This window comes from Methylobacterium sp. J-090, from assembly GCF_022829345.1.
Taxonomy (GTDB): domain Bacteria; phylum Pseudomonadota; class Alphaproteobacteria; order Rhizobiales; family Beijerinckiaceae; genus Methylobacterium.
The window spans coordinates 17,432-28,455 of the sequence record NZ_JAKSXV010000010.1 but is presented as its reverse complement, the minus strand read 5'-3'; the positions used below and the strand labels follow the sequence as shown (position 1 = coordinate 28,455).

Here is an 11,024-nt window from a genome sequence, read left to right as displayed (position 1 = left end):
GCGCGATGTGGGCCGCCGAGGGCGAAGCTGCCATCCGCACCGTCGTCGATACCGCGCGCCTCACAGGCAGCAGCTCCTTCGGCACCATCCTCAAAACCGTCGGCGCCTGAACCCCGAGATTACGGGGGTGGGTAATTACATCGCCATGGACCGGAAAACGAGCCCCGATGACCACGATCATGGCCGTGTTTAACGCCGCAGACGTCTCATCGAACCTGTGGAACTTGCCTTGCGCGGTGCCGACCTATGCGATGTCGATGTGGAGGTCGCCGATCGGGTCGGCCTTGAAGGCGAACGCTTGGGCTTCACCATCGATTTCCGGCAGACGACCGATACCGTGACGCTGTGGACAGCGGGGTAAACCGGAGGGAGGCAGGTGCGGGATGCTGGGCTGGAGCCCGTAAAGGCAGTTATTCGGCAACAGCAAGGCATGCCGGCGAAAGGCGGAACGTGTCGGTCCCGGCGCCCGTCTTTTCAACAAGAGGGATGGGGATTTCGAACTCGTGAGACTCGAATAGATCTTCGGGCATGTGACATCGCTCATGGGCAAAGCGTCACTCGTGCCGCCGTGCCGATGCCCTGCGACAACTGTTTTGCGCGTCAGCCGGCAAAAGGAGGCGCGATCAGTAGGGAGGTGGAAGTCCGCCGCTTGATCGTCCGGATCCTGTGCCCGGTTGCTGGCGTGAGCCGACGTCTGAGGTCTCAGGATGACGAGCAGCTCGATGGTTGCGCTGTCACAAGCCGGGGCCTCGCCCGTGTCGATGCCGATCCATGATTCCCCATACGCCGTTCCATCATACGAAAAACCTTGATCGTATGATCGAACTGCGAAGCGAAATCGCTGAATGTTCCGACCCCTTCGAGCCAGTCGCGTTCGAGCGGCCCTCTGATGGCAGTCGAACCCAAAGCCACCTTGTAAAATTGCCTCCGGCTCGGGCGAAGAACTCCTGTCGCGAAGGCACCGCTTCCACGCTGGATTCCAGGGGTAGAGGGCACATAAAAATCCGCGCGGGGTGTGGGCGACACCCCGCGCGGCTGTCGGATCGACCGGTTCCGGTTCAAGCGGCCTGACGTCGGGCCACCAGGGGAACGGGCAGCTCGATGTCGACGCCGAGCGTCGAGACGTCCTTGCCGCGGTCCAGGCGGATCTGGACCTTGTCCTGCTCGACGATGACGTGCTTGGCGATCACCGCGAGGATTTCTTCGCGGAGCACCATCACCAGATCGGAGCCGCCGGCATTCCCGCGCTCATGCGCGAGGATGAGCTGCAGGCGGTCCCGCGCCACCGGCGCGGACCCCCTTCGGTTGAACATCTTGCGAAGGCTCATGCCGCCCTCCGGGTGAACAGCTTGTTGAGAAGGGACTTCTTGTCCGACGGAACCGCCATCGGCACCGTGTCGCCCTTGAGGCGGCGGACCGCATCGATGTAGGCGCGGGACGGGGCGCAGAGGGGGTTGTTCAGGGTGACCGGGCAGCCGACGTTGGAGGCGCGCAGGACTTCCATGCTCTCGGGGATGATGGCGAGCAGGGGGATCGAGAGGATCTCCAGGACGTCGTCGATCTTGAGCATGTCGCCCCGGTCGGCCCGGGCGGGGTCGTAGCGGGTGAGGATGAGGTGCTTCTCCATGGTCTCGCCGCGCTCGGCCTTGAGGGTCTTCGAGTCGAGGAGCCCGATGATCCGGTCGGAATCGCGCACCGAGGAGACCTCGGGGTTGGTCACCACCACGGCGAGATCGGCGTGGCGCATGGCCAGCGTCGCGCCGCGCTCGATGCCGGCGGGCGAATCGCAGATCACCCAGTCGAACTTCTCACGCAGCTCGTTCATGACGCGGGCGACACCCTCGTCGGTCAGCGCGTCCTTGTCCCGGGTCTGCGAGGCGGGCAGCAGGGAGAGGTTCTCCAGGCGCTTGTCGCGGATGAGGGCCTGGTTGAGCTTGGCGTCGCCGTTGACCACGTTGATGAGGTCGTAGACCACGCGGCGCTCGGCGCCCATCACGAGATCGAGGTTGCGCAGGCCGACGTCGAAATCGACCACCGCCACGCTCTGGCCCGCCTGCGCGAGCGCGGCACCGAGGGCCGCCGTCGTCGTCGTCTTGCCGACGCCGCCCTTGCCTGATGTCACGACCAGAATTTTGGCCATACGAGCTGTCTCCCTCAATCCAAGGATGCGAATTTGATGGCGCCGCCATCGAGCCAGATCTGCACGGCCTGGCCGCGCAGGTGGGTGCCCATGTCCTCGGCCGTGCGGACGAGGCGGTCGATGCCGAGGAGTTCGGGCTCGAACTTGCGGCAGCAGATGCGGGCCCGGGGATTGCGGGCGGCGCCGGCGATGGCGCGCCCCCGCAGGGCGCCGTAGACGTGGATGGACCCGCCGGCGAGGATCTCGGCTCCCGAGGAGACCGAACCCATGACGGTGACGTCGCCGGTGGGGTGGACGATGGACTGGCCCGATCGCACGGACCCCTCGATGGTGAGGGACGTGGTGGCGGGCTCCGGAGGCGCCGGCGGCTCCTCCGGCAGGGCCGGGATCTCGATGGTCGAGACCGGTCGTCCCGCGTTCAGCAGGGGCGGGCGCCCCGGTCCGACGAGGGGAAGGGCCGAACCCTCGATGCCGAGGATGCGGATGCGACGGCTGCCGAGATCGGCCAGCAGCGTGTCGAGGCTGGGGGCGTCCGGCGCCAGGGCCGCGACGTCGAGGATCAGGGCGCGCCCGTCGAACAGCGTCGGCGAGCGCTTGAGGGCCTCGTCCAGATCGGCGAGCCAATCGGGAAGCGGCTGCTCCGGGGCCAGGACGAGCGCCTTGAAGGCACGGCCGCGAAGCTCAACGGATCGGCGGGGAGTGGGGGCGCTGGTCACGGCGTCTCACGATTCCTTACCAGACCATTGATGCCCGGTATGGTTACCGCTTCGTTAACGCGCCGTGTTCAAAGGATGAATGATTGCTCCTGTCCCGGGATACCGTGATCCCGGGACCACGGGCCGTTCAGTCGAGGGCCGCGACCTTGATGGCGTCGCCCTCCAGGCGCACCTGCGCCGGCAGGCCGCGCTGGACAGCGCCGAGGTCGTCGGCCGTGCGGTAGAGCCCGTCGATGGCGATGAGCTCGGGCTCGAACTTGCGGCAGGTGATGCGCGCCTCCGGGTTGCCCGCCGCCCCCGCGATGGCGCGCCCCCGCAGGGCGCCGTAGACGTGCAGCGACCCCCCGGCGATCACCTCGGCGCCGGACGCCACCGAGCCCATGACGGTGATGTCGCCTTCGAGATGCAGCACCGTCTGCCCCGAGCGCACGGGGGCGTCGAGGATCAGCGAGCGGGCCGGCGCGGGCGCCGGGGCCACGGACATCCGCCCCTCGGGCGCTTCGGCCTCGGGGGCGGCGACCTCCTCCACGGGGCGCCCACCGGCCAGCGGCGGCGGCAGGCCGTCGCCGAGGAGGCCGGGGCCGGCCCCTTCGATGCCCATCACGGTGACGGCGCGGCCGGACAGTTCGGCCACGAGGGCGCGCAGGCTCTCCCGGTCGAGGCCGGCGGCCGAGACCTCGAGGATCACCGGACGCCCAACGAAGAAGGCCGGCGAGCGCCGCGCCAGGGCGTCGAGCTCCTCCAGCCATGCCGCCACGGGCGGCACCGGCGCCAGCACCAGCGCCATGAACGAGCGGCCGCGAAAGCGGATCGGCGGGCGGGCGGGAGTCGCGGGGTCAGGGGCGGCGGAGCTTGCGGTCACGGCATCGATCTTCTGAAAAGGAGGGGCGGTGGCCCGTTCGCGACGGGAACCCCGGCGCGGTTCTCGGCAGGTGTCTTGGTCTCCATCGTAACCCGGAGCAGGGTCCCGGGTGGACACCCATTCCGGCCGTCAACACGATTTGACGCACGTGGCTCCCTCGGACCGTTCCGCCGAATGGAGACCTGCGCCGGGAGATTTCGGCAAGGACAGCGATGCCGGACGAAACAACCTTGGAATGGTTCCACAACATAGCGATTGCCGGCCCAAGAGGTGGCTCGGTATAGCGGGCGTCATCCTATCCGGGACGGTGCCGCGTCTTCATCGGAGTGCGCTCGCCTTCCGTCCCGCCTCGAGAAGGTGCCGCCGATGCCGGACGAAACCGCCCTGCGAGATCCCGGCCGAGGCCTCGGCTGGCGTGTCCGTGCCCTGGTCGCCGGCCGCGTTGTCCTGGCCACCTTCGGCGGCTACGGCGTTGCCGCCCTGTCCACCGCGTTCCTCGCCCTCGTCCTGCCCATGGCCCGCTCCGAGGCCGTGGCGACGGCGACGCTCCTCAGCTTCGCCATCATGGTCGGCGCCGTGGTCTGGGTGTTTTCCGCCCGCACCCTGGCCCGGGCCGCCTTCGGCCTCGCCGTGCCGGGGGCGCTCCTGGCCGGCGGCCTCTGGCTCGCCATGACCCTCGTCGACACGGTGCCGCCGGCATGAGGCAGGGGTTCCGTCAATCCATGGCGTGGCTGCACACCTGGGCCGGTCTCGTGACCGGCTGGGTGATGTTCTGCGTGTTCGTGACCGGCACGGCGACCTATTATCGGACCGACATCTCCCTCTGGATGCGCCCCGAGCTGCGCGCCGCCGCCGTCGAGCCGGGCCTCGCCGCCGAGCGCGGCGCGGCCTACCTCAAGGCTCACGCGCCCAAGGCCGTGTCGTGGTTCGTCTCCGTGCCGCAGGAGGACCGGCCCCTCATCGGCGTGTACTGGCTCGACAGCTTCGAGGCGCCGATCCAGCAGGCGACGCTCGATGCCGAGACCGGCCAGCCCACCACGGCGCGGGCGACGCACGGCGGCGATTTCCTCTACCGCTTCCACTACGAACTTCAGATGATGCCGATGCTCGGCCGCTGGATCGTCGGCGCCAGCGCCATCATCCTCCTCGTCGCCCTCGTCTCCGGCATCGTCACCCACCGGCGGATCTTTTCGGACTTCTTCACCTTCCGGCGCGACCGCTCGGCCCAGCGCGGCTGGCTCGACGCCCACAACGTCACGGGCGTCCTCGCCCTGCCGTTCCACCTCATGATCACCTACACGGGCATCGTGACGATCGCCTTCACCCTCATGCCCTGGGGCATCGCCTCGGCCTACAAGGGCGACGAGATGCGATTCTACGTCGAGGCCGGCCAGAGTCCGGCCTGGCGGACCGCCGCCGGGCGCCCCGCCGAGGCCCTGCCGCTGGCACCCCTCGTCGACCGGGCGCGGGCGGAGGTCTCCGAGCCCCTGGAGATGGTCATCGTCAACAATCCGGGCGACGCCGCCTCGACGGTGGTGGCGGTGTTCGAAGAGCCCAAGGGCCTCGCCCATCGCCACCCCCAGATCGCGTTCGAGGCGGTGTCCGGCGCGGTCGTCGCGCGCCTCGGGACCCTGAAGCCCGCCGCCCACGTCTTCACGAGTTTCCTCGGCCTGCACGAGGCGCACTTCGCCGGGCCTGCCCTGCGGGGCCTGTTCTTCCTCTGCGGCCTCCTCGGCTCGGCCACCATCGCCACGGGCCTCGTCCTGTGGAGCGTCGCCCGGGCCCCCAAACCCGGCATCGCGCCCGGCTTTGGCCTTCGCCTCGTGCGCGGCCTCAACCTTGGCACCATCCTCGGACTGCCCATCGGCGTCGCGGCCTTCTTCCTCGCCAACCGGCTCCTGCCCGTGGCCCTGGAGGCGCGCGCCACCTGGGAGGGCGGCGCGTTCTTCGCCGCCTGGGGTCTCGCCGCCCTGGCTGGGTTCGCCTGGCCGCACAGTCGGACATGGCGCGAGATGGGATCGGTGGCCGGCCTGATGTTCCTTAGCGTGCCCCTCGTCAGCGCCCTGACCACGGATCGCGGCCTCGACTTCGTCTGGTTCGACCTCGCCATGGTCGCCATCGCCGCCGGCCTCGGCTCCGGCGCCTGGAAGTTGTCGCGCTACGAGGGCGCGCGGCGGACCCGCGTCGCCCGCAACGCCCAGACATTGGCCCGCGCATGACCCCGTCCTCCGTCCTCCTCAACCTCGCCCTCAGCTTCGCCGGGCTCTCCGCCCTGTGCCTCGCTATGGACCGCCACCACCGCGCGATCTTTCACGGGGCCCCCTCGCGAAAGCGGGCGCGGGCCCTGCGCTGGACCGGCTGGTGCGGGATCGCCGTCTCCTTCGCCGCCGCCGTGATCACGGCGGACTGGAATTTCGGGCCGGTGCAGTGGCTCGGCTCGCTCACGGGGGCGGCCCTGATGCTCGTCGGCCTCGTCTCGTACCGGCCCGGCTGGGTCCGCCCCGCGGCGGTCCTCGCCCTGCCGCTCGCCGCCGTCGCAGCCTTCCTCGCCTGAATCGGGCCGGGCTCCGGCGTCGGGTGACCCGACGGCGCGGGGCGAGGCACCCGGTCTGCGCACTCGGCCATGTGGATGGCCCGTGCGGGCCCGGACCTTCGCACTGTCGCCGCCGGCATCCGCGCGCTACCACGCGTGGTCGTGACACAGCCCCGCTCTCTCCCGCCCTCGCCCCGTCCCGCGCGCCACCGCATGATCCGGGCGCTCCTGCCCCTCGCTGCGGGCCTCGCGCCGTGGGCGATGCCCGTCATGGCCCAGGCCCCCGATCCGGCCTGTTTTCCGACGGCCGGGGGTGCCCTGGAGATCTGCCGGGGCGGCGAGGCCGAGGGCGTGTTCTTCGCGCCCCGTGCCTGCGAATCGGCGGCGAACGTCCAGATCATCCGCACCGCCGGGCGCACCGGCCGGCTCCAGGTGGTCTATCAGGCCGAGGCGCCTGTGAGCGGCCGCCGGCGGGGCGAGACCTGCCCGGCGCGGCGGGTCACCAGCCCCCTCGACGGCGGCTCCGTGCGCGTGGGGGGGATGCCCGAGCAGCTCGCCACGCTCATGCCGCCGACGGAGGCGCGCCTGTGGGAGATGGCCCGGATCGTGCGCCGGGAGGGGCGGAGCCGCCGGCGCGGGCGGAGTCCCGAGGTGGCCGAGACGATGCCGGAGGGGGTCGCCGCGCGCCATCCCATGGTGGTGGCCGGGCGGGACTGGAGCGGGGACGACTACACCTACGTCTTCCTCCTCACCACGGTCCCGAGCCCGAGCGGGAACCGCCACGCCCTGATGCAGGCCCGCACCGCCGATTTCGAGCGCTTCGACATCCGCGGCCGGGCCGAGGACGGTCCCGCCTGGGTGCCGTTCACCCCCGAGGGCGGCAAGCGGCGCCGATCCCGGCGCGGCGGCGACGCCCCGGCCCCGAGCGCCGTCCGCGACGAGACCGGCGCGCCCATCGTCGGCAACTGCGCCGGCGAAGGCTTCGACCGGCACGACCTCGTCGGCTTCATCAGCGTGGTCGACCGCGTCTACCACTACTTCTACACGGACGTGCTGCCCGCCGATTGCGGCGCGCCCCTCGCCCAGCGCCGCCTCGGCCTCTACCTGCGCACGAGCCGCGACCTGACGGCCGACCGGCCGTGGTCGTCCGCCCGCCTCGTCGCCGAGCCCCTGCCGGGCCAGGCCCTGATCCGCGTCGCCAAGGCCAAGGGCATGGACCGCTGGGCCGTAGCCTACAGCTGCAACCGCCCGGCCAACACCATGGACGGACCGGTGGCGGATCTCTGCGTCCAGTATACGGGCGACCTGTCCATCGGATCGCTCGCCGGCCTCGTCTGGTATTCCGAGCCCGTGGCTATCATGCGCTCCCCGGCCTATCTCGGCCTGCGCTCGGGCGGCGACGGCGGCGGCCGGTTCGGGCGGGCGCAGCATGCCTGGATGACCGACCGGTACGGCAACCTCGACACCCCGGGGAGCTACCCGGCCAAGGCGGGTTTCCTCACCTGGCTCGACCGCCTCGCCCCGGGCTACGACCCGCAGGGCGCATCCTCGGTCTTCGGCCGGCCGGTCTTCTGGGGCACGTGGTCCGTGCGGCCGGTGGAGGCGCGCTGATCCCCGTCGCCGGACACCGATCCCCGGAATCGCTGGCCGCGCGGCGCCGTCCGTCCTAAGCAGGGGGCGTGTCGCCCGACGCGCCGACTCTCGCGGTGGCGGCCCTGCGCCGGAGGGATCGTGATGGATCGTCGAAATGTCCTCGCGCTGTTGGCCATGGCGGGGGCGGCCGGGTCCCTCGGACGGCCGGCCGGCGCGGCGCCCGGGCCGATGGCCTGCAACGTCGTGCTCGTCCACGGATTGTTCGCCGACGGGTCGTGCTGGTCCGACGTCATCGCGCGCCTGCAGGCGGCGGGGCTCAACGCGACGGCCGTGCAGAACCCGCTGACGACCCTCGACGAATCCGTGGCCTCCGTGCAGCGCGTGCTCGCACGCCAGGACGGTCCGACGGTTCTGGTCGGGCACTCCTTCGCCGGCATGATCATCAGCGAGGCCGGGATCGACCCAAAGGTCTCGGCCCTCGTCTACGTGGCGGCCCGTGCCCCCGATGCCGGCGAGGATTACGCGGCCCTCGCCAAGACGTTTCCGACCCCGCCCGCCAGCGCCGGCATTGTCTTCGACGGCGCGTACGGGCGCCTCGGCGAGGCGGCGTTCCTGCGCGACTTCGCCGGCGACCTGCCCGAGGCACGGGCGAAGGTGCTCTACGCGGTGCAGGAGCCGTTCGAGAAATCCCTGCTCGCCGGCAGGACCACCCATGCGGCCTGGCGCACCAAGCCGAGCTTCTACGCCGTTTCGACGGAGGACCGGACCATCGATCCCGACCTCGAACGCTTCATGGCCAAGCGCATGGGCGCGAAGACCATCGAGGTGAAGGCGAGCCACCTGTCGCTGATCTCGCAGCCCGACACCATCGCGGCCCTGATCCTGGAAGCCGCCGGCCGGTCCTGACGGCCGCGCGGGACGATCCGCGCGGGACGGGGAGGGGGCATGCCGACGCCGCCCCTTGCCGGAACGCCCGACACCTTCTATTGCGACGCGATAGCTCGATCCCGTGACCCGGCGCAGCCGGCCGCATTCCTGCGGCCCGTCGCGTGACGGGCTCTTCTCGCTTCCGGATACCCTATGAAGCTTCGCAACATCGCCATCATCGCCCACGTCGATCACGGCAAGACCACGCTCGTCGACAAGCTCCTGTCGCAGTCGGGCTCGTTCCGCGAGAACCAGCGCGTCGAAGAGCGCGCCATGGACTCGAACGACCTCGAGAAGGAGCGCGGCATCACCATCCTGGCCAAGGCGACGTCGGTCGTCTGGAAGGATACCCGCGTCAACGTCGTCGACACCCCCGGCCACGCCGATTTCGGCGGCGAGGTTGAGCGCATCCTGTCCATGGTGGACGGCGTGATCGTGCTCGTCGATGCCGCCGAGGGCCCGATGCCGCAGACCAAGTTCGTGGTCGGCAAGGCCCTCAAGATCGGCCTCAAGCCCATCGTGGCCATCAACAAGGTCGACCGCCCCGACGCCCGCATCACGGAAGTCGTGAACGAGGTGTTCGACCTGTTCGCAGCTTTGGACGCCACCGACGACCAGCTCGACTTCCCGATCCTCTACGGTTCGGGCCGCGCCGGCTGGATGGCGACCTCGCCCGACGGCTCGCAGGAGGACGGCCTCGCGCCCCTGTTCGACCTCGTGCTCGCGCACGTGCCCCAGGCGCGGGTGGACGAGGGTCCGTTCCGGATGCTCGGCACCCTGCTCGAGGCCAACCCGTTCCTTGGCCGCATCATCACCGGCCGCATCGCGTCCGGCACGGTCAAGCCGAACCAGGCCATCAAGGTCATGGATCGCGAGGGCAAGCTGGTCGAGACCGGCCGCGTCTCGAAGATTCTGGCCTTCCGCGGCCTCGAGCGCGCGCCCATCGAGATCGGCGAGGCAGGCGACATCGTCTCCATCGCGGGTCTCGTGAAGGGGACTGTGGCCGACACGTTCTGCGATCCGCAGGTCGAGACCCCGATCCAGGCCCAGCCCATCGATCCGCCCACCGTCACCATGTCGTTCATCGTCAATGACTCGCCGCTGGCCGGCACCGAGGGCGACAAGGTCACGAGCCGCATGATCCGCGACCGCCTGTTCAAGGAGGCCGAGGGCAACGTCACGCTCAAGATCGAGGAGGCGGCCGACAAGGATTCGTTCTTCGTCTCGGGCCGCGGCGAGTTGCAGCTCGCCATCCTCATCGAGACCATGCGCCGCGAAGGCTTCGAGATCGCCGTCTCGCGTCCCCGCGTGGTGCTGTCGAAGGACGAGGATGGCGGCGTGCTGGAGCCCGTCGAGGAGGTCGTGATCGACGTCGACGAGGAGTATTCCGGCGTCGTCGTGCAGAAGATGTCCGAGCGCAAGGCCGAGATGATCGAGATGCGGCCGTCGGGCGGCAGCCGCCTCCGGCTCGTGTTCCATGCGCCGACCCGTGGCCTCATCGGCTATCAGGGCGAGCTCATGACCGACACGCGCGGCACCGCGATCATGAACCGCCTGTTCAAGGCCTACGAGCCCTACAAGGGCGAGATGATGGGTCGCCGCAACGGCGTGCTCATCTCCAACGACAAGGGCGAGGCCGTGGCCTACGCCATGTGGAACCTGGAAGATCGCGGTCCGATGATGATCGAACCCGGCGCCAAGGTCTATCAGGGCATGATCATCGGCGAGCACAACCGCGAAAACGACCTCGAGGTGAACGTGCTCAAGGGCAAGAAGCTCACCAACATTCGCACCACCTCGAAGGACGAGGCCGTGCGCCTGACCCCCCCGATCCGCATGACCCTGGAGCGCTCGCTCGCCTGGATTCAGGACGACGAGCTGATGGAAGTCACCCCGAAGTCCATCCGCCTGCGCAAGACCTACCTCGACCCCAACGAGCGCAAGCGCTTCGAGCGCTCGGGCGGCGCTGCGTAACACGGCTCGCCTTCGGGATTGATGGACGAGGCCGGGCTCTGCCCGGCCTTTTCTTTTGGGAACGCGAGGGCTCGGCTCACCTCAATGGGTTCGGCCAACCGCTGCGGGTGTGGCCGAGGGAGCTCGCTCGCGCTGCGCACGGGCAGGCGGCGGATGCGGTCGCGATTCGGCGACCGTTGAGGCGAACGCGAGCCGGTCTCCCCCGATGACATGGCTAGCGGTTCGTGCCGCCGGCCCACACGGTGCTCTTCATGGCCAGGATGGTCATCAATCGAGCTC

10 protein-coding genes and 1 pseudogene are annotated in these 11,024 nt (G+C 69.9%); 6 read left to right on the top strand and 5 right to left on the bottom strand.

Going from position 1 to position 11,024, the window contains the following annotated elements; genetic code table 11:
* Window positions 1–247: 247 nt before the first annotated feature.
* From MKK49_RS00820 to minC (MKK49_RS00800), 5 genes and pseudogenes are all read right to left on the bottom strand, one after another.
* Window positions 248–445 (bottom strand): annotated as a pseudogene (locus MKK49_RS00820) (hypothetical protein); the annotation flags it as partial.
* A 613-nt stretch (window positions 446–1,058) separates the two neighbouring features.
* On the bottom strand, window positions 1,059–1,328 hold the full coding sequence (minE, locus tag MKK49_RS00815) for a cell division topological specificity factor MinE (RefSeq protein WP_244026129.1): 270 nt from the start codon (window positions 1,326–1,328) through the stop codon (window positions 1,059–1,061).
* Window positions 1,325–2,140 (bottom strand): septum site-determining protein MinD, encoded by an 816-nt coding sequence (gene minD, locus MKK49_RS00810; protein WP_244026128.1) that lies wholly within the window; start codon window positions 2,138–2,140, stop codon window positions 1,325–1,327. Before minD ends, minE begins: the two co-directional genes overlap by 4 nt.
* Window positions 2,141–2,154: 14 nt before the next feature.
* On the bottom strand, window positions 2,155–2,856 hold the full coding sequence (gene minC / locus MKK49_RS00805; RefSeq protein ID WP_244026127.1) for a septum site-determining protein MinC: 702 nt from the start codon (window positions 2,854–2,856) through the stop codon (window positions 2,155–2,157).
* A gap of 127 nt (window positions 2,857–2,983) precedes the next feature.
* Window positions 2,984–3,643, bottom strand: coding sequence for a septum site-determining protein MinC (gene minC, locus MKK49_RS00800; protein WP_244026131.1), 660 nt, complete (start codon window positions 3,641–3,643; stop codon window positions 2,984–2,986).
* Window positions 3,644–4,084: 441 nt separating this feature from the next.
* On the opposite strand from minC (MKK49_RS00800), the gene MKK49_RS00795 reads away from it, so the two are divergent.
* The 6 genes from MKK49_RS00795 to typA all read left to right on the top strand — a co-directional run bounded on the left by MKK49_RS00795 (window position 4,085) and on the right by typA (window position 10,745).
* Entirely contained in the window at window positions 4,085–4,420 is a 336-nt protein-coding gene (locus MKK49_RS00795) for an iron transporter (RefSeq protein WP_244026125.1), read from the top strand.
* Complete coding sequence (locus tag MKK49_RS00790) at window positions 4,417–5,937, top strand: PepSY-associated TM helix domain-containing protein (protein WP_244026123.1); 1,521 nt, start codon at window positions 4,417–4,419, stop codon at window positions 5,935–5,937. Before MKK49_RS00795 ends, MKK49_RS00790 begins: the two co-directional genes overlap by 4 nt.
* The gene (locus MKK49_RS00785; RefSeq protein WP_244026122.1) at window positions 5,934–6,272 is read left to right on the top strand and encodes a DUF3325 domain-containing protein; all 339 of its coding nucleotides are present in this window, start codon (window positions 5,934–5,936) and stop codon (window positions 6,270–6,272) included. The genes MKK49_RS00790 and MKK49_RS00785 overlap by 4 nt, the downstream gene beginning before the upstream one ends.
* A 192-nt stretch (window positions 6,273–6,464) precedes the next feature.
* Window positions 6,465–7,862 carry a hypothetical protein gene (locus MKK49_RS00780; protein WP_244026121.1) on the top strand — a complete coding sequence of 466 codons (1,398 nt, stop codon included), beginning with the start codon at window positions 6,465–6,467 and terminating at the stop codon, window positions 7,860–7,862.
* Window positions 7,863–7,979: 117 nt separating this feature from the next.
* A complete protein-coding gene (locus MKK49_RS00775) occupies window positions 7,980–8,750 on the top strand; it encodes an alpha/beta fold hydrolase (RefSeq protein WP_244026130.1) in 771 nt (256 codons plus the stop codon).
* Between the two features lie 174 nt (window positions 8,751–8,924).
* Window positions 8,925–10,745 carry a translational GTPase TypA gene (gene typA / locus MKK49_RS00770; RefSeq protein WP_244026120.1) on the top strand — a complete coding sequence of 607 codons (1,821 nt, stop codon included), beginning with the start codon at window positions 8,925–8,927 and terminating at the stop codon, window positions 10,743–10,745.
* The last annotated feature ends 279 nt before the right edge of the window (window positions 10,746–11,024 follow it).

Bases quoted from the DNA above. Each gene is read 5' to 3' on its own strand.
- minD (WP_244026128.1), bottom strand. From the start codon at position 2,140: ATGGCCAAAATTCTGGTCGTGACATCAGGCAAGGGCGGCGTCGGCAAG.
- MKK49_RS00780 (WP_244026121.1), top strand. From the start codon at position 6,465: ATGATCCGGGCGCTCCTGCCCCTCGCTGCGGGCCTCGCGCCGTGGGCG.
- MKK49_RS00790 (WP_244026123.1), top strand. From the start codon at position 4,417: ATGAGGCAGGGGTTCCGTCAATCCATGGCGTGGCTGCACACCTGGGCC.
- MKK49_RS00785 (WP_244026122.1), top strand. From the start codon at position 5,934: ATGACCCCGTCCTCCGTCCTCCTCAACCTCGCCCTCAGCTTCGCCGGG.
- minE (WP_244026129.1), bottom strand. From the start codon at position 1,328: ATGAGCCTTCGCAAGATGTTCAACCGAAGGGGGTCCGCGCCGGTGGCG.
- minC (WP_244026131.1), bottom strand. From the start codon at position 3,643: ATGGCGCTGGTGCTGGCGCCGGTGCCGCCCGTGGCGGCATGGCTGGAG.
- typA (WP_244026120.1), top strand. From the start codon at position 8,925: ATGAAGCTTCGCAACATCGCCATCATCGCCCACGTCGATCACGGCAAG.
- MKK49_RS00795 (WP_244026125.1), top strand. From the start codon at position 4,085: ATGCCGGACGAAACCGCCCTGCGAGATCCCGGCCGAGGCCTCGGCTGG.